The following is a 20,995-nucleotide window of genomic DNA, read 5'->3' on the forward strand; positions in this document are numbered from 1 at the left end:
TCGGCTACCCTTTTTCTTTTTCTGTTTTCTCCCCCCACGGTCTTTCACTGACCGCCCAGGATTGGTAGCCAGTAATGTCACTCGATATCGTTATTCTCGCCGCCGGCCAAGGCACCCGCATGCGCTCGGCGCTGCCCAAAGTGTTGCACCCGGTAGCTGGCAATTCCATGCTCGGCCATGTTATCCACAGCGCGCGCCAACTTCAGCCGCAAGGTATTCATGTGGTCATTGGCCATGGTGCCGAACTGGTTCGCGAGCGCCTGGCCGCTGACGACCTGAATTTCGTCATGCAGGATAAACAGCTGGGTACCGGTCATGCTGTTGCCCAGGCGCTGCCGGCGCTGACCGCTGACACTGTGCTGGTGTTGTACGGCGACGTGCCGTTGATCGAAGTGGAGACCCTGCAGCGTCTGTTGGCGAAGGCCAACGATCAGCAGCTGGGACTGCTTACAGTCACCCTCGATGATCCGACCGGCTATGGCCGGATCGTGCGTGACGAACAGGGCAAGGTAACTGCCATCGTTGAGCACAAGGACGCCAACGACGCGCAAAAGGCGATCAAGGAAGGCAACACCGGAATTCTGGCGCTCCCAGCCGCGCGTCTGGCTGACTGGATGGGCCGGCTGTCGAACAACAACGCCCAGGGCGAGTATTACCTGACTGACGTAATCGCCATGGCAGTGGCCGACGGTTTGGTGGTGGCAACTGAACAGCCACACGACCCTATGGAAGTGCAGGGCGCCAACGACCGCCGCCAGCTCTCCGAGCTGGAGCGTCACTACCAGTTGCGTGAAGGCCGCCGTCTGATGGCTCAGGGGGTTACCCTGCGTGATCCGGCACGCTTCGATGTTCGTGGTGAAGTAAGTGTTGGCCGTGACGTGCTGATCGACATCAACGTGATTCTCGAAGGCAAGGTGGTCATCGAAGACGATGTGCAGATCGGCCCTAACTGCGTGATCAAGAACACGACCCTGCGCAAAGGCGCGGTGGTCAAGGCCAACAGCCACCTCGAAGGCGCCGTGATGGGAGAAGGTAGCGATGCTGGCCCGTTCGCCCGCCTGCGCCCGGGCAGCGTACTGGACGCCAAGGCCCATGTGGGTAACTTCGTCGAACTGAAAAACGCCCACCTGGGTGAAGGGGCCAAGGCTGGTCACCTGACCTACCTGGGGGATGCCGAAATCGGTGCGCGCACTAATATCGGCGCCGGCACCATCACCTGCAACTACGATGGCGCCAACAAGTTCAAGACCGTGATGGGTGAAGACGTGTTCATCGGTTCGAACAACTCGCTGGTGGCGCCTGTGGAAATCAAGGCCGGCGCGACCACCGCTGCCGGCTCGACCATCACCCAGGTTGTAGAAGCCGGTGACCTGGCTGTAGCCCGTGCGCGCCAACGCAACATATCGGGCTGGAAGCGCCCGGAGAAGATCAAGAAGAGCTGAGTTATTCACAGCCATTTCGATCAAAAGCCGACTTATGTGAATAAGTCGGCTTTTTTATTGGCGCTGTCCCGCGCCTACAGGACCGCGCCAAAGCAGAGGAAACAATCCACAGGTCAGCGACAGCTTGACGAATCGCTCGTCTTAGGTTTTGATTGCAACCACTAACTTTCGAATCGAAACTTAAACGCACATGTCGAAACGAAACACACCACAACGTCGCCACAATATTCTGGCTTTGCTCAGCGAGCAGGGTGAGGTAAGTGTGGACGCGTTGGCCAAGCGTTTCGCCACCTCGGAAGTGACCATTCGCAAAGACCTCGCCGCCTTGGAAACCAACGGCTTGTTGTTACGCCGCTACGGTGGCGCGGTGCCGGTGCCGCAAGAGTTGCTCGGTGAACCGGCGCAACCCGTCTCTTCCTATAAAAAGGCCATTGCGCGTGCCGCCGTCGGACGTATCCGCGAACATGCGCGCATTATCATCGACAGCGGCAGCACCACGGCGGCAATGATCCCCGAACTGGGGCGCCAGCCAGGCCTGGTGGTGATGACCAATTCACTCAATGTGGCCCGTGCAATCTGCGACCTCGAACACGAGCCGGTGCTGCTGATGACCGGTGGCACCTGGGACCCGCATTCCGAATCGTTCCAGGGCCAGGTCGCGGAGCAGGTACTGCGCTCCTACGATTTCGACCAATTATTCATCGGTGCCGACGGTATCGACCTCGGCCGGGGTACCACTACCTTCAACGAGTTGCTCGGGCTGAGCCGGGTTATGGCGGAAGTTGCCCGTGAAGTGATCGTGATGGTCGAGTCGGACAAGGTGGGGCGCAAGATCCCTAACCTCGAGCTGCCCTGGGGCAGCGTGCACACCCTTATTACAGATGAACGCCTGCCAGCAGCAGCGCGCGAACAAATTCAAGCCCGCGGCATCAACCTGATCTGCGCCGCGATCAGCCAGGAGCAATAAAACATGTGTGGAATCGTTGGTGCTGTCGCCGAGCGTAATATCACAGCCATCCTGATCGAAGGCCTAAAGCGTCTTGAATACCGCGGTTACGATAGCGCCGGTTTGGCTGTACTCACCCAGAACGGTGAACTGCAGCGCCGCCGCCGCATCGGCAAGGTCAGCGAGCTGGAGGTTGCTGTTGCTGATGACCCATTGGCAGGCCAGCTGGGTATTGCCCACACCCGCTGGGCTACCCACGGCGCGCCGACTGAAGGCAACGCCCACCCGCACTTCTCGGGCAATGACGTGGCCGTGGTGCACAACGGCATCATCGAGAACCACGAGGAACTGCGCGAAGAGCTGAAGGGGCTGGGCTATGTCTTCAATTCCCAGACCGATACCGAAGTCATCGTCCACCTGATCCACCACACCCTGAAGAGCATTCCAGACCTGACCGACGCCCTGAAGGCGGCGGTGAAGCGCCTGCATGGTGCTTACGGCCTGGCGCTGATCAGTGCCAAGCAGCCGGACCGCCTGGTCGCCGCACGCAGTGGCAGCCCGCTGGTAATCGGCCTAGGCCTTGGCGAGAACTTCCTGGCGTCCGATCAACTGGCGCTGCGCCAGGTTACTGACCGCTTCATGTACCTGGAAGAAGGCGATATCGCTGAAATTCGCCGTGATCAGGTCTCCATCTGGGACCAGCAGGGCAACAAGGTCCAGCGCGAAACCGTGCAGTATCACGAAGGTGCCGAGGCTGCCGACAAGGGCGCTTACCGTCACTTCATGCTCAAGGAAATTCACGAGCAACCAAGCGTTGTTCAGCGCACGCTTGAAGGCCGCCTGGGCAAGGACAACGTGCTGGTGCAGGCCTTTGGCCCGCAAGCTGCCGACCTGTTTGCCAAGGTGCGCAACGTGCAGATCGTTGCCTGTGGCACTAGCTACCACGCCGGTATGGTTGCGCGTTACTGGCTGGAAAGCCTGGCCGGCATCCCTTGCCAGGTAGAAGTGGCCAGCGAGTTCCGTTACCGCAAGGTGGTGGTGCAGCCTGACACTCTGTTCGTTTCCATCTCGCAGTCCGGCGAAACCGCCGATACCTTGGCCGCACTGCGCAACGCCAAGGAGTTGGGTTTCCTTGGCAGCCTGGCGATCTGCAACGTGGGTATCAGCTCGCTTGTACGCGAGTCGGACTTGACCCTGCTGACCTTGGCCGGCCCTGAAATCGGCGTGGCTTCGACCAAAGCGTTCACCACCCAGCTGGTTTCGCTGATGCTGCTGACCCTGGCCCTGGGTCAGGTGCGCGGTACGCTGGAAGCCGGTGTCGAAGCTGAGCTGGTTGAAGAGCTGCGTCGACTGCCAACCCGCCTGGGCGAAGCCCTGGCCATGGATGCCACCGTCGAGAAAATTGCCGAGCTGTTCGCCGACAAGCACCATACCCTGTTCCTCGGCCGCGGCGCGCAGTACCCGGTGGCGATGGAAGGTGCTCTCAAGCTTAAAGAGATCTCCTACATTCACGCCGAAGCATACCCAGCAGGCGAGCTGAAGCACGGCCCGCTGGCTTTGGTGGACAACGACATGCCGGTGGTTACCGTTGCACCGAACAACGAACTGCTGGAGAAGCTCAAGTCCAACCTGCAGGAAGTGCGTGCCCGTGGTGGCGAGCTGGTAGTGTTCGCCGACGAGCACGCTGGCATGACCAATGGCGAAGGCACCCACGTGATCAAGGTGCCGCACATTGCCGATGCCCTAGCGCCAATCCTGTACACCATCCCGCTGCAGTTGCTGTCTTATTACGTGGCCGTGCTTAAGGGGACCGACGTTGATCAGCCTCGTAATTTGGCCAAGTCGGTGACTGTCGAGTAACGGGTAGTCAGGTGTTGATGAAAAGCCCTCCAACCGGAGGGTTTTTCTTTTCTGATTGTCAGAAAACGGCCACTAACTCATACGATCCAGATCCAGATCCAGATCCAGATCCAGATCCAGATCATAGTCATGGTCATGGTCATAGTCATGGTCATGGTCATGGTCATGGTCATGGTCATGACCTGTCGCAGCGAATGGGGCTCGTCAGATTTGCATGGCCATGCCATCCACATTCATCGCCGCCTGGCGCAGGGCCTCGGAGCGCGTCGGGTGTGGGTGGCAGGTGAGGGCGATATCTTCTGCCGAGGCCGAGAACTCCATAGCCACGCAGAACTCACCAATCATCTCGCTGACGCTTGGGCCCACCAGGTGCACACCCAGTACTTCATCGGTTTCGGCATCGGCGATGACCTTGGCGAAGCCTTCGGTCTCGTGGTTGATCTTGGCACGGCTGTTGGCGGTGAAGGGGAACTTGCCAACCTTGTAGGCACGTCCCTCTGCTTTGAGCTGCTCTTCAGTCTTGCCCACGGTGGCCATCTCCGGGCGGGTATAGATCACGCCAGGGATGAGGTTGTAGTTAACCTCGTGGGGCTTGCCGGCGATGCGTTCGATACAGGCCACCGCTTCGTCTTCGGCCTTGTGCGCCAGCATCGGGCCCGAAGTGACGTCGCCAATCACCCAGACACCCGGCACCGAGGTACGGTGGTGCTCGTTGCCGAGCATGCCGCGCTTGTCGGCTTCCAGGCCCACGCTTTCCAGGTTCAGCCCTTTGGTATAAGGGCGACGGCCGATAGCCACCAACACGTAATCGGCTTGCAGCGATTCTGCGGTACCCCCAGCGGCAGGCTCCAGCGTCAGGCTGACGCCATCGGCACCTGCGGTAGCCTGAGTCACTTTACTGCCCAGCTTGAACACCATGCCTTGCTTGGCGAGAGCCTTCTGCAGGGTCTTGGCCGTTTCCGTGTCAGTGCCGGGGCAGATGCGGTCCAGGTATTCGATGACAGTGACCTGGCTACCCAAGCGGCGCCAGACCGAACCCAGCTCAAGACCGATCACGCCAGCACCGATGACGACCAGGTGCTTGGGCACTTGCGGCAGCGACAGCGCGCCGGTCGAGTCAATGATGCGCTGGTTGTCGACGGTCACACCTGGCAGAGGGGTGGGCTCAGAGCCGGTGGCAATGACGATGTCCTTGGCCTGCAACGCGGTTTCGCTGCCGTCTTCGGCCTTGACCACGACCTTGCCGATGCCATCCAGGCGGCCCCAGCCTTTGATCCACTCGACCTTGTTCTTTCGAAACAGGTATTCGATGCCCTTGGTCAGGCCTGTCACGCTCTCATCCTTCTGTTTCATCATCTGGGCGAGATTGAGGGTGGGCTTTACTTCGATACCAAGGTGGGCGAACTCGTCACCGCTGGCAGCTTCGTAAAGCTCCGAAGCATGCAGCAGTGCCTTGGATGGCATGCAGCCGACGTTCAGGCAGGTACCGCCCAAGGTCGAGCGGCCTTCCACGCAGGCAACGCTCATGCCCAACTGGCCAGCACGGATGGCTGCGTTGTAGCCGCCAGGGCCACCGCCGATGATCACCACGTCATAGACTTTCATGGGTTCAACTCCAGGATGTAGAAGCGCGAGAGGGGCACAAGGTTAAGCTGAGATGCAGAAATTGTATACAATCTGCTGTATGGATAAGATCAGTTGGTTCTAGACCATGGTCTTGCTTAGAGGAAACATCCTACAGATGAACTACTCTGATCCGGTGACGTTCGAAATATTAGGCGTCGTGGCCAATTACGGACAGGAGGGGTGTTTCATGCTTGCTCAACTTCCACCTGCATTGCAGAGCTTGCATCTGCCGCTGAGGCTGAAGCTGTGGGACGGTAACCATTTTGATCTTGGGCCTAGTCCTCAGGTCACCATTCTGGTGAAGGAACCACAGCTGATCAGCCAGTTGACCCACCCAAGCATGGACCAGCTGGGCACTGCATTCGTCGAAGGCAAGCTTGAGCTGGAAGGCGATATCGGTGAGGCCATCCGCGTGTGCGACGAGCTGAGCGAAGCGCTGCTGGCGGATGAGGATGAAAGGCCACCGCAACGTTTGTCTCATGACAAGAGCACCGACGCCAAAGCGATCTCCTACCACTATGACGTGTCCAACGCCTTCTACCAGCTTTGGCTGGACCAGGACATGGCCTATTCTTGCGCCTACTTCCGTGAGCCGGACAATACGCTCGACCAGGCGCAGCAGGACAAGTTCGACCACCTGTGCCGCAAGCTTCGTCTGGATGCCGGTGACTACCTGCTCGATGTCGGCTGTGGCTGGGGTGGGCTGGCGCGGTTCGCTGCCCGTGAGTATGGCGCCAAGGTGTTCGGCATTACCCTGAGCAAGGAGCAATTGAAGTTAGGCCGCAAGCGAGTGCAAGCGGAAGGGCTTGCTGACAAGGTCGACCTGCAGATTCTCGACTACCGCGATCTGCCCCAGGATGGTCGCTTCGACAAGGTTGTCAGCGTGGGTATGTTCGAGCATGTCGGGCATGCCAATCTGGCGCTGTACTGCCAGAAGCTGTTCGGGGCGGTGAGGGAAGGGGGCCTGGTGATGAACCACGGCATCACTGCCAAGCACGTCGATGGCCGACCGGTCGGGCGCGGGGCGGGTGAGTTCATCGATCGCTATGTATTCCCCCACGGCGAACTGCCGCACCTGTCGATGATCAGCGCCAGTATCTGTGAAGCCGGGCTGGAGGTAGTGGACGTGGAGAGCCTGCGCCTGCACTACGCTAAAACCTTGCACCACTGGAGCGAGAACCTGGAGAACCAGTTGCACAAGGCAGCAGCGCTGGTGCCTGAGAAGACCCTGCGGATCTGGCGTTTGTACTTGGCCGGGTGTGCCTACGCCTTTCAGAAGGGCTGGATCAACCTGCACCAGATATTGGCAGTGAAGCCATACGCCGACGGGCATCATGACCTGCCTTGGACGCGGGAAGACTTGTACCGCTGAAATCGTAAGCGTCACAGCCCTGATATGGCTTTGCAGGAGCGGCCTTTTTCGCGAAAAGGCCGCTTCCAACGGGTGTGCTCACCCTAAAGAATCGGCGATATCAGTCGCGCAATCCGCATCCCCAATTGCTGTAGTCGATGGGTGTCCTGGGTGTCTTCTGCAGTAATTTCCCGCGCTTGTTCGAAGTCCTCGTGGAGCATGTGCTCGACCTGGTCGGCGAAGCCGCGATCGACTGTCAGCAGGGTGATCTCGAAGTTCAGGCGGAACGAGCGGTTGTCCAGGTTGGCGCTCCCAATGGCGCTGATGTCGTCATCCACCAGTACCACCTTCTGATGCAGAAACCCGGGTTGGTAACGGAACATACGTACCCCCGCGCGCACCGCTTCGAAGGCAAACAGGCTGGAGGCAGCGTAGACGATGCGGTGGTCAGGCCGTGACGGGATCAGCACCCGCACATCGACTCCTCGTAGCACCGCCAGCCGCAAGGCGGCGAACACGGCCTCGTCAGGGATGAAGTAGGGGCTGGTGATCCACACCCTGCGGGTGGCCGAATGAATCGCTTCAAGGAAGAACAGCGAGCAGGTTTCTTGTGGGTCTGCCGGGCCGCTGGCCAAGGCCTGACACAGCACGCCGTTGTCAGGGTACGTATCGGGCAGGATCAGCGGCGGTAGTTGGCGCGTGGCCCAGTACCAGTCCTCGGCAAACGACTCTTGCAAGCAGGCCAGTACCGGCCCGCTGATCTGTACGTGGGTGTCACGCCAGGGGGAAAGCTGTGGATGTTCACCCAGGTACTCGTCTCCCACATTGTGACCGCCGATGAAGCCGAGCAAGCCATCCACCACCACAATCTTGCGATGGTTGCGGAAGTTCACCTGGAAGCGGTTGAACCAGCCGCGACGGGTGGCGAATGCATGGATCTGCACACCACCGTCACGCAGCACCTGGCTGTAACTGGCCGGCAAGGCGTGGCTGCCGACACGGTCGTACAGCACGAACACCCGCACGCCTTCGGCGGCTTTGCGTAGCAAGAGTTGCTGCAGTGCCTTGCCGAGGTTGTCGTCATGAATGATGAAGAACTGCACCAATACCACATCGCGTGCTTTTTCGATGGCTGCGAAGATGGCATCGAAGGTGGCCTTGCCATTGATCAGCAGTTTTACCTGGTTATTTGCCAGGCATGGCATGCGACCCAGCTTGGGCATGGCGCGCAAGGCTGTGTAGCTTTCGGACTCGCGGGCGGTAAGGGCTTCTTCAACCCAGGGCCGCCAGTTGAGGTTGGCCATGGCCACGTGCATTTCCTGGTTGGCCTGACGCCGAGCCTTGATGTAGGCATAGAACGAGCGGGCGCCGAAAATCAGATAGGGGATCAAGGTGAGGTAGGGGATGAAGAGCAAGGGCATCGCCCACGCAATGGCCCCCTGAGCTGTCCGCACCGTGAACAGCGCATGCAGTGCGGCGACCATACCCAGCAGGTGGATCAGGCCGAGTAGGTAACCAAAGAAGTAGGGGCTGTGGTAATCCATATGCATCCTGCTTGCCGAGTACACTTGAGGTAACAGAACACGTTCCCGGTCCGCCTGCAACCTGCAGGTGGATTTGGCGTCTAAGGCTCAGTCCGGCCCGTTTGACCGGCTTTTTTCCAGGAGCGTTCATCCATGAAGATTCGTCTGCCACTGTTGGCGTTGGCCCTAGGCATGAGCAGTCCGCTGGTGCAAGCCCAGATGCTGCAACCGGGTTTGTGGGAGCTGACCACCAGCAACATGCAGGTCGATGGCAAACCGCTACCCGACATGGAATTCATGCTCGGCCAGTTGAAAAACCTGCCGCCCGAGCAGCGCGCAATGATGGAAGGGGTGTTGGCCAAACAAGGGGTCAGTGTAGGTGGCAAGGGTGTGCGTTCGTGCCTGACACCAGAACAGGTGGCAACGAATGACATTCCTCTGCAAGACCCGAAATCGGGCTGCACGCAGAAGATTACCGATCGTACCGGTAACGTTTGGAAGTTCCAGTTCAGCTGCCCGAAGGCGCAAGGAAGTGGTCAGGCTACATTCCTCAGTGATCGGGAATTCACCACCCAGGTCAGTGGCACGTTCAACGCTTCGGGTGTGCAGCAGCAAGGCAGCATGAACACGCGTGCGGTGTGGTTAGGCAATGACTGCGGGGCGGTCAAACCGCGCAGCTGAAGTTCCATTACCAATGGCTGGTGGCAACCCCGTCGGGGGCATGCAGGCCTCTGCTGTCGTTCGAGCAGCCGAGCCTGGGTAGTTCCAGGAGTCGGTCGGGAAACGAATAGTTCCACGTGGAACATTTCATTTTCGGTCCTTGCCTCGATGTGGTTGCGGCTTAGCTTTTCGGCCTGACGGATAGCTGATCAAGGCCGGCGTTTTCAGCAAGCGCTCGAAGCTGACGTGCAGATAGGCAGCAGAGGAAAAGCCTTCCAAACAAAAGAAGGCGTCAACGGCAACCCTCGATCAAGCTGCAATGCACCTTGAAGCGCTCCCCGCTGGAACTGGATACGCGGTTCAAGGTGGTCCAGCCTACGCGGCGACTGTAACCCACCCAGGCCTCACCATCGCTGGCCAGGCCTGTAAAAAAAGTCAACATGCCATAGCGGCTGTTGGTTTGTGCCCATAGTCGGCGGCTGGTGAAGTCGTAGCCCCGAAGGTAGAGCGTGCTGCCTTCGGTGCGCACACTGTAGTAGTTGCCCTTGCCGTCTTGGCAAGCGAGCAGCGTCGCGCTTCGCGTACAAAGGGCCAATTTACTGTCTTGCGGCGTGGCCAACAGCGAGGCAGGCATGGTGAGCAGCAGCAATGCCATGACGCGTGGCAGATTCATTTTTCATCCTCTGTGAGCACTCGTCCGTCGAGAACCACTTGGCGAAAGTGTATTGTTACTTTATAACATCATGCAATGCATCGTTTCGAATGCGTCTGCCTGAAGAGGTTCGCCATGTCCAATCGTCTTCCCGTCACCGTGCTGTCCGGCTTTCTCGGCGCCGGCAAGAGCACGCTGCTCAACCATGTGCTGCGCAACCGCGACAATTTGCGGGTCGCGGTTATCGTTAATGATATGAGTGAAATCAACATAGATGCCAGCGAGGTGCAGCGCAATGTCAGCCTCAACCGCGCTGAAGAGAAACTGGTCGAGATGAGCAACGGCTGCATTTGCTGCACGTTGCGCGAAGACCTGCTTGAGGAGGTTGCGCGACTGGCCGAAGAGGGGCGTTTCGATTATTTGCTGATCGAGTCCACCGGTATCTCTGAGCCACTGCCAGTGGCTGAGACTTTCACTTTCCGCGACGAGCAGGGTCGCAGTCTGTCCGATATGGCGCGACTGGACACCATGGTCACCGTGGTCGATGGCTTGAACTTCCTGCGCGACTATCAAGCAGCAGACAGCCTAGCCAGCCGCGGCGAAACGTTGGGCGAAGAAGACGAGCGGTCGATCAGTGATTTGCTGATCGAGCAGGTCGAGTTCGCAGATGTGCTGCTGCTGAGCAAGATCGACCTGATCAGCCAACATGAGCGCGAAGAACTCATCGCTATTTTGCGCAGTCTCAATGCCCGAGCGCAGATCGTACCCATGGTCATGGGCCAAGTGCCGTTGGCACGTATCCTCGACACCGGGCTGTTCGACTTCGATCAGGCGGCCCAGGCATCAGGCTGGTTGCAGGAGCTGCGCGGTGAACATGTACCAGAAACCGAAGAGTACGGTATCGCGGCCATGACCTGGCAGGCCCGACGCCCGCTTCATCCACAGCGCTTTTACGACTTTATCCACAAGGACTGGGAAAACGGAAGGCTGCTGCGTTCCAAAGGCTTTTTCTGGTTGGCCAGCAAATATCAGGAAGCTGGCAGCTGGTCGCAAGCGGGCGGCATGATGCGCCATGGTCTGGCTGGCCGCTGGTGGCGCTTCGTGCCACGCGAGCAGTGGCCACAGGATGTGGATAACACCAGCGAGATCTTGAAACACTGGACCGCTGAGACCGGTGACTGCCGCCAGGAGTTGGTGTTTATCGGGCAGAATATCGACTTCGAAAAATTATCCACAGCGCTCGATGCATGCCTGTTGACGGATCAAGAAATGGACTTGGGCCACATGGGCTGGTTGCGCCTACCTGACCCATTTGGCCCATGGCATGAGGAGGCGGCAGCATGAACCTGGCGCACCGACCTGTGGATATCTTTCAGGTGTTTGGCGAGACGCCCCAGGTGCTGGCCGAAGTGCTGCAGGATGGCGTGAACCTGGCCGTATGGCGGCGGCGCTTGCCGGCCCAACTGGAGGACTTTGCCGCACTGGTGATCAGCCTTGGCCAGCCCTTGGCTGATCAGCGGGTAATTGATGTGGACGAGGAGCAGAAGCCGGTATTGCCAGATCTGCTGCGTGAAGCGGCGGACTTGCATGGATATGAAGCTTTCGTTGCTGATGTGACCTGGTTGGTGGCGGCTTATACCTGCCTGGTTGGCGCACGTCGGGTCGGTTTGCGCTTGCGCGTTCTGGACGGTCCCATGTGTCCACGCTTCCATGTGGATAACGTACCTTTGCGCCTGCTCACCACCTACGTCGGCCCAGGTAGCGAATGGTTGCAAGAACGGGATAGCGGTCGTGGTGAGTTACACACAGCTGAACCATCTGTGGATAACATCCAGCAACTGCAAGCCGGTGAGGTGGCGATACTCAAAGGTGAAAAATGGCAGGGTAATGAAGGGGCAGGCCTGGTTCATCGGTCCCCTTCGGCACAGCAGGGGCGTTTGCTGCTCAGCCTTGACTGGCTGGCCTGACAGCGCATAGTGAGGCATCACCGCCGCCTGAAGCCACGCCATGTTGCAGAACATTCCAACCCATGTAATTGCTGGCCCGCTGGGTGCTGGCAAGACCACTTTGATCCGTCAATTGCTGGCCCAGCGACCCGCAAACGAGCGCTGGGCGGTATTGATCAACGAGTTCGGCCTTGTCGGCCTGGATGCAGCCTTACTTAGCCGTGACGAGGACGGCATCGCCATCGGCGAGGTTGCAGGCGGCTGCCTGTGCTGCGTCAACGGCATGCCGTTCCAGGTGGGCCTGGGCCGATTGCTACGCAAATCGCGGCCTGACCGGCTGTTTATCGAACCTTCCGGCTTGGGCCATCCGTTGCAGCTGCTGGCTCAGTTGCAACAAGCGCCTTGGGTTGGAGTGCTGACAATTCAGCCACTCTTGATGGTTGTGGATGCCCAGGCCATGGCTCGAAACGAGCCGCTTCCAGAGGCTCAACAGCAGGCTTTCAATGCCTCTGAACACGTGGTTTTCAATAAATCAGAGGCTGTGGATGAACAACATAAGTTGTTGATAACTAATAAATTTAAAGAAAAGAGCATCATGTGGACCGTGCAAGGGCAACTGCCGCTGTCCGGCCTCCCGCCGGCATCTCCACAGATTGTTGACAGCTCATTACTGGAAAACCAGATTGTCGACAATCTTGGAATAGCCCCCGCAGTATTGTGGACAGACCCCCGTCAGCCTATCTGCCTTACCCAGCAAGGGGAGGGCGGTTGGAGTATTGGCTGGCGGTGGCACCCTGGCCAAGAGTTTTATCCACAGCGGCTGAAGGCTTTCTTGTGTGCTTTGCCATGGCGACGGGCCAAGGGAGTTATCCACAGCATAGAGGGCTGGTGGTCATTCAATGGGCTGAATGGGGATATGCCCGCTTGGCAGCCCAGCGACTGGCGCAGGGACAGCCGTATCGAGCTGATTTTCGATCAGCCGCAACCGCAACCCGCGTTGCAAGCCGGGTTGAATGAATGTCGCGTCAGTTGATCAGTTGCGCCAGCGGTTGTGCTCCTGGCGCCATTGCTGCATCTCTATGACGTTGTCGGAGCGTGGTGGGGTCTTGATTTCGAACGGGTAGGGCGCCAGTTCGATCTGCACGCTGTGGGCGCCGAACTGGGTCGCGGTGCCGGGGTGACGTTGCTCACCCGTGACGGTGAATTCAAAGGCATAGACGCGTGCCAGGCGCTTGCGGCCATTGGCATCCCGGACAAAGGCGATGCGCTTGAGCGCTACGGCATCGTCAAGCAACTCGAGGTCGAGTTTGGCGCAATGCTGTTTGACCCGTTCCAAGGCCTTTTCACGCAACCCATGGTTGTGCCACAACCAAGCGCCTGCCGTGGCTACCAGCATCAGGACGAAGAGGTTCTCCAGGGTCAACATTTGCATATGCTCCAAACAGATAGATCCAGCTTAACTGCGTTCCTGGCCTGTCGTACAGGTAGCAATCGAGTTCATACTGCGCTGCGCACAATCCTTGAAACAGCTTTGGAAACCTCCCGCATGAAACGTACCCCGCACCTGCTCGCCATTCAGTCCCACGTGGTGTTCGGCCACGCCGGCAACAGCGCCGCGGTATTCCCCATGCAGCGTATCGGGGTCAATGCCTGGCCACTCAATACCGTGCAGTTCTCCAATCACACACAGTATGGCCAGTGGGCGGGTGAAGTGCTTGCCCCAGCGCAAATTCCTGCGTTGGTGGAAGGTATTTCCAATATCGGCGAACTCGGCCACTGCGATGCAGTGCTTTCCGGCTATTTGGGCAGCGCCGAACAAGGGCGAGCGATCCTGGCCGGCGTCGAACGGATCAAGGCGGTAAACCCAAAAGCGTTGTACCTGTGCGACCCGGTCATGGGGCACCCGGAAAAAGGCTGCATCGTGCCGCCGGAAGTCAGTGAGTTCCTGCTTGACGAGGCGGCAGCCACGGCGGACATCCTGTGCCCCAACCAGCTGGAGCTGGACAGCTTCTGTGGGCGCCGCGCCCAGTCGCTGGAGGATTGCGTGAACATGGCGCGTAGCCTGCTGCAGCGTGGGCCGCAGGTTGTACTGGTCAAGCACCTGGCGTACCCCGGGCGGGCCGAAGAACAGTTCGAAATGTTGCTGGTGACCGCCGAGCACAGCTGGCACCTGCGCCGCCCGCTGCTGGCGTTCCCGCGTCAGCCGGTTGGGGTGGGTGACCTGACCTCAGGTCTGTTCCTGGCCCGCGTGCTGCTCGGCGACAGCTGGGTGCAGGCATTCGAGTTCACCGCTGCGGCAGTGCATGAAGTGCTGCTGGAAACCCAGGCCTGCGCCAGCTACGAATTGCAGCTGGTACGGGCCCAGGACCGCATTGCGCACCCACGGGTGCGCTTCGAGGCGCAGTTGCTGGCGCTTTAAATGGCGTCGGTTTTCAGGTCCTGGTAGCGCTTTTCCAGTTCCTGGCGGATCTGCCGACGCTGCTGGCCCTGCAGGAAGCGACGCTTTTCTTCGCTGCTGTACGGCTGGCGCGGCGGCACCGGCACTGGGCGGCGGTTGTCATCGACCGCGACCATGGTGAAGAAGCAGCTGTTGGAATGGCGCACCGAGCGCTCGCGAATGTTCTCGGTCACGACTTTGATGCCAACCTCCATCGAAGTGTTGCCGGTGTAGTTGACTGACGCCAGGAAGGTCACCAGTTCACCCACATGTACGGGTTCACGGAAGATCACCTGGTCGACCGACAGGGTCACCACATAACTGCCGGCATAACGACTGGCGCATGCATAAGCCACTTCGTCGAGGTACTTGAGCAGGGTGCCGCCATGTACGTTGCCAGAAAAGTTGGCCATGTCCGGGGTCATCAGGACGGTCATGCTCAGCTGGGCGTTTCCAGGTTCCATAGTGTGCTCACGGTGAGGTTGCGCTGAATCGGGCGAATGGAGGGCGTTATCTGCTGACACTTCTGTTCCCCTCTTTGAATTTGCCTTGCTGATACGGGACGTTGGCTGGCGCGCTGTCGTCACGCTGATCATGCCATCACGAGCGCTTTTCCAGCCGATCTGTTTCGGCATATTGCACCGACTTTTAGCGGCGGAGTGCGATGTTAACCTGAGTGCGCCCATGCAACATGGGCGTCGCTGCATTCAATACAGTATGTACTTGCTGCTCGCTCAGGTATGCCTCGGCAGGAGCGGTCTGCCCAGGCATTCATAAAAAGACGAGATAAGGAGTATCACGCCATGCATGCCATCAGCTTCATCCAGGACCTGGCAGTCATCATGCTGATCGCTGGCGTCGTCACCATTCTTTTTCACCGCCTCAAGCAACCGGTGGTGCTGGGCTACATTGTCGCCGGCTTCATCATTGGCCCGCACACCCCTCCGTTCGGCCTGATTCATGACGAAGAAACCATCAAGATCCTCGCCGAACTAGGGGTGATATTCCTGATGTTCTGTCTGGGGCTCGAGTTCAGCCTGCGCAAGCTGTTCAAGGTCGGCGCCACGGCATTTATCGCAGCGTTTCTGGAAATCGTGCTGATGATCTGGATCGGCTTCGAGATTGGCCGCTGGTTTGGCTGGAGCACCATGGATTCACTGTTCCTGGGCGCCATCCTGGCCATTTCCTCCACCACCATCATCGTCAAAGCGCTCAACGACTTGAAGATGAAGAACGAGCGCTTTGCCCAGCTGATTTTTGGCGTGTTGATCGTCGAGGACATTCTTGGCATCGGTATCATTGCCCTGCTGTCAGGCATCGCGGTCAGTGGCACGGTCAGCTCGGGCGAGGTGTTCTCCACTGTCGGCAAGCTGTCGCTGTTCATGATCGTCGCTCTGGTCATCGGTATTTTGCTGGTGCCGCGGTTATTGGCCTATGTCGCCAGGTTCGAAAGCAACGAAATGTTGCTGATCACCGTTCTGGGCCTGTGTTTCGGCTTCTGCCTGCTGGTTGTGAAGCTGGAATACAGCATGGTACTGGGCGCTTTCCTGATTGGCGCGATCATGGCCGAATCACGGCAGCTTTTGAAAATTGAACGCTTGATCGAGCCTGTACGCGACCTTTTCAGCGCCATCTTCTTCGTCGCCATTGGTCTGATGATTGACCCTCAGGTGCTCCTCGACTATGCCTGGCCGATCGTGGTCATTACGTTGGCGGTGGTACTGGGCAAGATGCTGTCTTGTGGCATGGGGGCGTTCATTGCCGGCAATGATGGGCGCACGTCACTGCGTGTTGGCATGGGGCTTTCGCAGATCGGCGAGTTCTCCTTCATCATTGCCGCGCTGGGCATGACCCTGCAGGTGACCAGCGACTTCCTTTACCCGGTGGCGGTGGCAGTATCGGCAATCACTACGCTGCTGACACCCTACCTGATCCGCGCGGCTGACCCGTTGTCGCAAAAACTGGGCAATGTGGTGCCCGCTCGCCTCGCACGCGTGCTGTCTTTGTATGGTGAGTGGTTGCGCAACATCCAGCCGCAGGGCGAGAGTGCCATGCTGGCGGCGATGATCCGGCGCATCCTGTTGCAGGTTGGGGTGAACCTGGCGCTGGTGATCGCCATCTTCTTCAGTGGCGGCTACTTTGCAGGGCGTATCGGCAATTGGCTCAGTGAGTGGGTCAGCGATGTAAGCCAGCAGAAGGCCATCATTTGGGGGGCTGCATTGCTGCTGTCACTGCCTTTCCTGATCGCCGCGTACCGCAAGCTAAAGGCACTCTCGATGCTACTGGCAGAGATGGGCGTGAAGCCGGAAATGGCCGGGCGACATACCCAGCGCGTGCGCCGTGTGATCGCCGAAGTGATTCCGCTGTTGTCGCTGCTGGTGATTTTCCTGCTGCTGTCGGCATTGTCCGCCAGCATTCTGCCCACCAGCGAATTGCTGCTGGTGATTGCCGTGGTGGCTGCGGTGGTGGTGGCGTTGTTGTGGCGCTGGTTCATCCGCGTGCATACGCGCATGCAGATCGCGTTGTTGGAGACGCTGGAGAACAGTCGCGAAAACTCGCACTGAGGGGCTACGCCCTAGGCAAGATCTCCCGTTCGCCCGAGAAGATGGGGCTATAGCGACGTCGCCAGGCGCAGAAAGCCTGGCGATTTAACGACCTTGACGCGCTAAGACGTCATTTTTCCTGCCTCAGATCGCGAGCTTCTCTATAGGCTCTAGCGATCAGCTCTCCAGCCAAACATCTCGCGCCCAGTGCCACACCGATTCCCAGCTGTCTTCGCCGACAATTTCCTCTTCGGCATCCCACAGCACCACGGTGCCGTCTTCTTCGACGCAATAGTAATTGTCGCCGTCCTGGCACAGCGGAATCAGGTCACGCGGTACGCCGGCATCCCAGGCGTTGGAGGCCACATCTGGCAGGTAGGTGTGCGACTGCGGATCAGTGACGGTAACAGGCTCAAGGGAGCCGTAAACCACATCACTTACGGTCAGCAGAAACTCTTTGAACACGAATGGAATATTGATGAACAGCTGCTCTTCGATCTCTACCAGTTGGTCTTCGTCGGGAAGCTCCAAGGGCACCGGTACCGGCTCATTCGCTTCACGGAGTTGTTCGATCACTTCTTCCACGGTTCACTTCCTCTAACCTAGATGACAACGCTGCGCCTTATACCCTAGTAGCCCACTTTGGCAAAAGCAAAAACCCCGGGCAAGCCCGGGGTTCTCTGTTTAGCACGCAGCGATTAGCCGTTTTGACGGATACCGGCTACCAGCCAAGGCTGGTTCTCGCCTTGGGCGCGAACCATGTGCCAGCTTTCGCTGAACACTTCGCCCTGGTCGAAGCGCGAATTCTTCGACACGCCACGGAAGGTCAGGGTAGCGTCGGTGCGGTCGGCGCGATCATCGACACCGTCCAGCTGCACTTCCAGGTTATCGATGTAGGTAGACTGGAAGCCATCACCCAGTTCAGCACGCTCACGCTTGAGGAACTCGAGCATTTGCGGGGTAACGAACTCGCTGATCTTGTCCATTTCGTTGGCATCCCAGTGCTGCTGCAGCGACTGGAAATGGCTACGGGCTGCAGCCAGGAAGCTCTGCTCGTTGAACCAGGCCGGCGCGTTGATCACCGGGGCTGCTGCGGCAGCAGGTGCGGCCGAACCACCGAAAATCGACGGTTGCGCAGGCTGAGCGTGAGCCTCACGCTGCATCGGCGCATGGCCCGGCATGGCCATTTGTGGCTGCTGCTGGCGGCGGCGTGCGGCGATGAAGCGGAACACGAGGAAGGCGATGAGCGCCACGATCAGGAAGTCCATGATCTGGAAGCCTTCGAAACCGTCGCCCATGAACATGGAAGCCAGCAGGCCACCGGCGGCGAGGCCGGCCAGTGGGCCCAACCAGCGCGAAGCACCGCTGGCGGCAGCCGGTGCACGGCCAGGTGCGGTCGGCGCGGCTGCAGGCGTGGTTGGCGTAGCCTGGCGGGTCTGGTGGATAGGCGCGGAGCCCGAGCTCTTGCCGCCGCCGAAACGCTTGGCGCTGGCGTCCAGGCTCAGCGTCAGGCCGACGCAGAGCGCCAGTGCGATGCTAAGAAAACGTTGCATAAGTGGGATATCCCCTGTTGTGGATTGCACGCGCGTCATGGTGCACAGGTTCCCGGGCACATGACCAGCGACATAGTGTTTCGAGCTTTTGCCTGATGTTACAAAGTTGGCAGGCCCGACCCTTGTGGGCTTTAGACAGCCTCGAGCTTGGCATACCCCAGCATCAGCCATTTGCTACCTTCGGCAAAATTCACCTGCACCCGCGCCTGAGCGCCAGAACCCTCGAAGTTGAGGATCACGCCTTCGCCAAATACCGCATGCTGCACACGCTGACCCAGGTTGAACGCGGTCTGCGGAATGCTGGCATTGGCGAACAGGTTGCTGTTGGTGGCCGTCTTGGCCCCGCCGAACGGGCGGCTGACACTGTTGGACAGGCGTACTTCCTGAACCAGGCCTGCCGGAATTTCACGCACGAAACGCGACACCTTGTTGTAAGTCTCGCTGCCATAAAGGCGGCGTGTTTCGGCGTAGGTCATGACCAGCTGGCGCATGGCGCGGGTGATGCCTACATAAGCCAGGCGTCGTTCCTCTTCCAGGCGGCCGGGTTCTTCCAGGCTCATCTTGTGCGGGAACAAGCCTTCTTCCATGCCCACCAGGAACACATAGGGGAATTCCAGGCCTTTGGCGCTGTGCAGGGTCATCAGCTGGATGCTGTCTTCATGCTCGTCAGCCTGAGTATCGCCAGCTTCGAGTGAGGCGTGGCCAAGGAAGGCCGAGAGCGGGGACAGGTCGGCGTCTTCGTCGGTGGACTCGAAGTTGCGTGCCGCACTGACCAGTTCCTCAAGGTTTTCTACCCGTGCCTGGCCCTTTTCACCTTTTTCTTCCTGGTGATAGGTGATCAGGCCGGACTGTTCGATGGTGGTCTGGGTCATGGTATGCAGCGGCATGTCCACGACCTTGGCGGCCAGCCCCTCGATCAGCTCGATAAAGGCCCCCAGGGCACTGGCGGCGCGACCCTTCAGGGCCTTGGCGGCGAGCAGCTGGCACATGGCCTCCCACATGGACAGCTGGCTGTGGCGGGCGTGCTCGCGGATGGCTTCGACGGTTTTTTCGCCAATACCGCGCGGCGGCACGTTGATCACCCGCTCCAGAGCGGCATCGTTGCCACGCCCTTCGATCAGGCGCAGGTACGCCATGGCATTCTTGATTTCGGCGCGCTCGAAGAAGCGCTGGCCGCCATAGATGCGGTAGGGGATACGCTCACGCAGCAGGGCCTCTTCCAGCACTCGCGACTGGGCGTTGGAGCGGTACAGGATGGCGATCTCGTTGCGCGCATTGCCCTGCTTGACCAGGCTCTCGATGGTTTCCACTACATAGCGTGCTTCATCGTGCTCGTTGTAGGCCGCGTACAGGGTCAGTGGTTCGCCTTCGCCCATGTCGGTCCACAGTTCCTTGCCCAGGCGCCCGCTGTTGTTGGCAATCAGCGCGTTGGCCGCCTTGAGGATGCCACCGGTGGAGCGGTAGTTCTGCTCCAGGCGGATCATTTCGGCGTCGGGGAAGTCGGCGGTGTACTGGTGAATGTTTTCGATCTTGGCGCCGCGCCAGCCGTAGATCGACTGGTCGTCATCGCCTACCGCCATCAGGCTATCGCCACCCCGTGCCAGCAGCCGCAGCCAGGCGTACTGCACGGCGTTGGTATCCTGGAACTCGTCCACCAGCACGTGGCGGAAGCGTCGCTGATAGTGCTCCAGCAGGCCCGGGTGGTCACGCCACAGGTCCAGGGCGCGAAGCAGCAGCTCGGAGAAATCGATGACCCCGGCGCGCTCGCAAGCCTGCTCGTAGGCGGTGTAGACCTCGCGCATGGTCGCCAGGAACAGGTCGCCCCCCGCCTGGATATGCTGCGGGCGCAGGCCTTCGTCTTTCTGCCCGTTGATGAACCACTGGGCCTGGCGTGCCGGCCACTTCTGCTCGTCCAGGCCCAACTCGCGCATCACCCGCTTGATCAGGCGCTGCTGGTCGTCGCTGTCGAGGATCTGGAAATTCTGCACCAGCCGTGCTTCCTGCCAGTGGGCCCGCAACAGGCGATGGGCCAGGCCGTGGAAGGTGCCGACCCACATGCCTGCCGGGTTGATGCCCAGCAGTTGTTCGATCCGCTGGCGCATTTCTGCTGCGGCCTTGTTGGTGAACGTCACCGACAGGATTGAGTGCGGCGATGCCTGCTCGACCTGGATCAGCCAGGCGATACGGTGTACCAGCACGCGGGTTTTACCGGAACCGGCACCGGCAAGCACCAGTTGACGCCCGAGCGTGGCCGCTACGGCCTGGCGTTGGGCATCGTTGAGGGAGTTCAGCAGGAGAGAGAGGTCGTCTGTGCGCATCGGGCCATTCTAGGGCGATGCCGGGTAAGGGGCAAATATCTACTGTATGAATATTCACCTGGCTGCATCCCGCTCATCGGTCCGGGGTCAGCTTACGGCCTGCGCAAGCTGGCTGACGCATGGTCAGTCAATGGCCTT

The 20,995-nt window shown here is 59.4% G+C and carries 18 protein-coding genes; 10 read left to right on the plus strand and 8 right to left on the minus strand.

The features are described 5' to 3' along the window. Positions 1–74: 74 nt before the first annotated feature. The 3 genes from glmU (at position 75) to glmS (ending at position 4,248) form a co-directional block, all read left to right on the plus strand. Positions 75–1,442 carry a bifunctional UDP-N-acetylglucosamine diphosphorylase/glucosamine-1-phosphate N-acetyltransferase GlmU gene (glmU, locus tag INQ47_RS05290; RefSeq protein WP_021785308.1) on the plus strand — a complete coding sequence of 456 codons (1,368 nt, stop codon included), beginning with the start codon at positions 75–77 and terminating at the stop codon, positions 1,440–1,442. A 190-nt stretch (positions 1,443–1,632) separates the two neighbouring features. After that, entirely contained in the window at positions 1,633–2,409 is a 777-nt protein-coding gene (locus INQ47_RS05295) for a DeoR/GlpR family DNA-binding transcription regulator (protein WP_003253204.1), read from the plus strand. 3 nt (positions 2,410–2,412) lie between these two features. Continuing rightward, positions 2,413–4,248, plus strand: a complete 1,836-nt coding sequence (gene glmS / locus INQ47_RS05300; RefSeq protein ID WP_020190289.1) for a glutamine--fructose-6-phosphate transaminase (isomerizing) — start codon at positions 2,413–2,415, stop codon at positions 4,246–4,248. A 204-nt stretch (positions 4,249–4,452) separates the two neighbouring features. Here the strand turns inward: glmS and lpdA are convergent, their stop codons facing one another. Continuing rightward, positions 4,453–5,853 (minus strand): dihydrolipoyl dehydrogenase, encoded by a 1,401-nt coding sequence (gene lpdA, locus INQ47_RS05305; protein ID WP_252461212.1) that lies wholly within the window; start codon positions 5,851–5,853, stop codon positions 4,453–4,455. 208 nt (positions 5,854–6,061) lie between these two features. Between lpdA and cfaB the strand changes: the two genes are divergently transcribed. Then, positions 6,062–7,246, plus strand: a complete 1,185-nt coding sequence (gene cfaB / locus INQ47_RS05310; RefSeq protein WP_252461211.1) for a C17 cyclopropane fatty acid synthase CfaB — start codon at positions 6,062–6,064, stop codon at positions 7,244–7,246. A gap of 83 nt (positions 7,247–7,329) precedes the next feature. On the opposite strand, the gene cls is transcribed toward cfaB, so the two are convergent. After that, positions 7,330–8,769 (minus strand): cardiolipin synthase, encoded by a 1,440-nt coding sequence (cls, locus tag INQ47_RS05315; protein WP_252461210.1) that lies wholly within the window; start codon positions 8,767–8,769, stop codon positions 7,330–7,332. A 132-nt stretch (positions 8,770–8,901) separates the two neighbouring features. On the opposite strand from cls, the gene INQ47_RS05320 reads away from it, so the two are divergent. Then, a complete protein-coding gene (locus tag INQ47_RS05320) occupies positions 8,902–9,429 on the plus strand; it encodes a DUF3617 domain-containing protein (RefSeq protein WP_010955846.1) in 528 nt (175 codons plus the stop codon). A gap of 271 nt (positions 9,430–9,700) precedes the next feature. On the opposite strand, the gene INQ47_RS05325 is transcribed toward INQ47_RS05320, so the two are convergent. Further along, entirely contained in the window at positions 9,701–10,081 is a 381-nt protein-coding gene (locus INQ47_RS05325; RefSeq protein ID WP_404701281.1) for a glutamine synthetase, read from the minus strand. 114 nt (positions 10,082–10,195) lie between these two features. Between INQ47_RS05325 and zigA the strand changes: the two genes are divergently transcribed. The 3 genes from zigA to INQ47_RS05340 are packed head-to-tail and all read left to right on the plus strand — an operon-like array spanning position 10,196 to position 13,039. After that, complete coding sequence (zigA, locus tag INQ47_RS05330; RefSeq protein WP_252461208.1) at positions 10,196–11,404, plus strand: zinc metallochaperone GTPase ZigA; 1,209 nt, start codon at positions 10,196–10,198, stop codon at positions 11,402–11,404. Further along, positions 11,401–12,027 carry a DUF1826 domain-containing protein gene (locus INQ47_RS05335; RefSeq protein WP_209969072.1) on the plus strand — a complete coding sequence of 209 codons (627 nt, stop codon included), beginning with the start codon at positions 11,401–11,403 and terminating at the stop codon, positions 12,025–12,027. Before zigA ends, INQ47_RS05335 begins: the two co-directional genes overlap by 4 nt. Before the next feature lie 40 nt (positions 12,028–12,067). Then, on the plus strand, positions 12,068–13,039 hold the full coding sequence (locus INQ47_RS05340) for a CobW family GTP-binding protein (protein ID WP_404701282.1): 972 nt from the start codon (positions 12,068–12,070) through the stop codon (positions 13,037–13,039). Here the strand turns inward: INQ47_RS05340 and INQ47_RS05345 are convergent, their stop codons facing one another. Continuing rightward, entirely contained in the window at positions 13,040–13,432 is a 393-nt protein-coding gene (locus INQ47_RS05345) for a DUF3301 domain-containing protein (protein WP_404701283.1), read from the minus strand. A gap of 120 nt (positions 13,433–13,552) precedes the next feature. On the opposite strand from INQ47_RS05345, the gene pdxY reads away from it, so the two are divergent. Next, positions 13,553–14,425 carry a pyridoxal kinase PdxY gene (gene pdxY, locus INQ47_RS05350; RefSeq protein WP_003253261.1) on the plus strand — a complete coding sequence of 291 codons (873 nt, stop codon included), beginning with the start codon at positions 13,553–13,555 and terminating at the stop codon, positions 14,423–14,425. Here the strand turns inward: pdxY and INQ47_RS05355 are convergent. Next, positions 14,422–14,907 (minus strand): acyl-CoA thioesterase, encoded by a 486-nt coding sequence (locus tag INQ47_RS05355; protein WP_021785294.1) that lies wholly within the window; start codon positions 14,905–14,907, stop codon positions 14,422–14,424. The two genes, pdxY and INQ47_RS05355, sit on opposite strands and share 4 nt — an antisense overlap. 339 nt (positions 14,908–15,246) lie before the next feature. Between INQ47_RS05355 and INQ47_RS05360 the strand changes: the two genes are divergently transcribed. After that, positions 15,247–17,007 (plus strand): cation:proton antiporter, encoded by a 1,761-nt coding sequence (locus INQ47_RS05360; RefSeq protein WP_021785293.1) that lies wholly within the window; start codon positions 15,247–15,249, stop codon positions 17,005–17,007. Positions 17,008–17,163: 156 nt separating this feature from the next. Here the strand turns inward: INQ47_RS05360 and INQ47_RS05365 are convergent, their stop codons facing one another. From INQ47_RS05365 to uvrD, 3 genes are all read right to left on the minus strand, one after another. Further along, a complete protein-coding gene (locus tag INQ47_RS05365; protein ID WP_003253266.1) occupies positions 17,164–17,571 on the minus strand; it encodes an SMI1/KNR4 family protein in 408 nt (135 codons plus the stop codon). Positions 17,572–17,684: 113 nt separating this feature from the next. Continuing rightward, complete coding sequence (locus INQ47_RS05370; protein WP_021785292.1) at positions 17,685–18,539, minus strand: Tim44 domain-containing protein; 855 nt, start codon at positions 18,537–18,539, stop codon at positions 17,685–17,687. A 131-nt stretch (positions 18,540–18,670) separates the two neighbouring features. After that, positions 18,671–20,857, minus strand: a complete 2,187-nt coding sequence (gene uvrD / locus INQ47_RS05375) for a DNA helicase II (RefSeq protein ID WP_004575197.1) — start codon at positions 20,855–20,857, stop codon at positions 18,671–18,673. Positions 20,858–20,995 lie beyond the last annotated feature (138 nt).

It is taken from the genome of Pseudomonas sp. 3HC3, assembly GCF_044904505.1.
Classification (GTDB): domain Bacteria; phylum Pseudomonadota; class Gammaproteobacteria; order Pseudomonadales; family Pseudomonadaceae; genus Aquipseudomonas; species Aquipseudomonas putida_Y.

Excerpts from the sequence above, each read along its gene's own strand:
- glmU (WP_021785308.1), top strand. The coding sequence starts at position 75 with ATGTCACTCGATATCGTTATTCTCGCCGCCGGCCAAGGCACCCGCATG.
- INQ47_RS05325 (WP_404701281.1), bottom strand. The coding sequence starts at position 10,081 with ATGAATCTGCCACGCGTCATGGCATTGCTGCTGCTCACCATGCCTGCC.
- uvrD (WP_004575197.1), bottom strand. The coding sequence starts at position 20,857 with ATGCGCACAGACGACCTCTCTCTCCTGCTGAACTCCCTCAACGATGCC.
- glmS (WP_020190289.1), top strand. The coding sequence starts at position 2,413 with ATGTGTGGAATCGTTGGTGCTGTCGCCGAGCGTAATATCACAGCCATC.
- lpdA (WP_252461212.1), bottom strand. The coding sequence starts at position 5,853 with ATGAAAGTCTATGACGTGGTGATCATCGGCGGTGGCCCTGGCGGCTAC.
- INQ47_RS05340 (WP_404701282.1), top strand. The coding sequence starts at position 12,068 with ATGTTGCAGAACATTCCAACCCATGTAATTGCTGGCCCGCTGGGTGCT.
- cfaB (WP_252461211.1), top strand. The coding sequence starts at position 6,062 with ATGCTTGCTCAACTTCCACCTGCATTGCAGAGCTTGCATCTGCCGCTG.
- INQ47_RS05355 (WP_021785294.1), bottom strand. The coding sequence starts at position 14,907 with ATGGAACCTGGAAACGCCCAGCTGAGCATGACCGTCCTGATGACCCCG.
- zigA (WP_252461208.1), top strand. The coding sequence starts at position 10,196 with ATGTCCAATCGTCTTCCCGTCACCGTGCTGTCCGGCTTTCTCGGCGCC.
- INQ47_RS05370 (WP_021785292.1), bottom strand. The coding sequence starts at position 18,539 with ATGCAACGTTTTCTTAGCATCGCACTGGCGCTCTGCGTCGGCCTGACG.
- INQ47_RS05335 (WP_209969072.1), top strand. The coding sequence starts at position 11,401 with ATGAACCTGGCGCACCGACCTGTGGATATCTTTCAGGTGTTTGGCGAG.
- INQ47_RS05360 (WP_021785293.1), top strand. The coding sequence starts at position 15,247 with ATGCATGCCATCAGCTTCATCCAGGACCTGGCAGTCATCATGCTGATC.
- pdxY (WP_003253261.1), top strand. The coding sequence starts at position 13,553 with ATGAAACGTACCCCGCACCTGCTCGCCATTCAGTCCCACGTGGTGTTC.
- INQ47_RS05320 (WP_010955846.1), top strand. The coding sequence starts at position 8,902 with ATGAAGATTCGTCTGCCACTGTTGGCGTTGGCCCTAGGCATGAGCAGT.
- cls (WP_252461210.1), bottom strand. The coding sequence starts at position 8,769 with ATGGATTACCACAGCCCCTACTTCTTTGGTTACCTACTCGGCCTGATC.
- INQ47_RS05345 (WP_404701283.1), bottom strand. The coding sequence starts at position 13,432 with ATGTTGACCCTGGAGAACCTCTTCGTCCTGATGCTGGTAGCCACGGCA.
- INQ47_RS05295 (WP_003253204.1), top strand. The coding sequence starts at position 1,633 with ATGTCGAAACGAAACACACCACAACGTCGCCACAATATTCTGGCTTTG.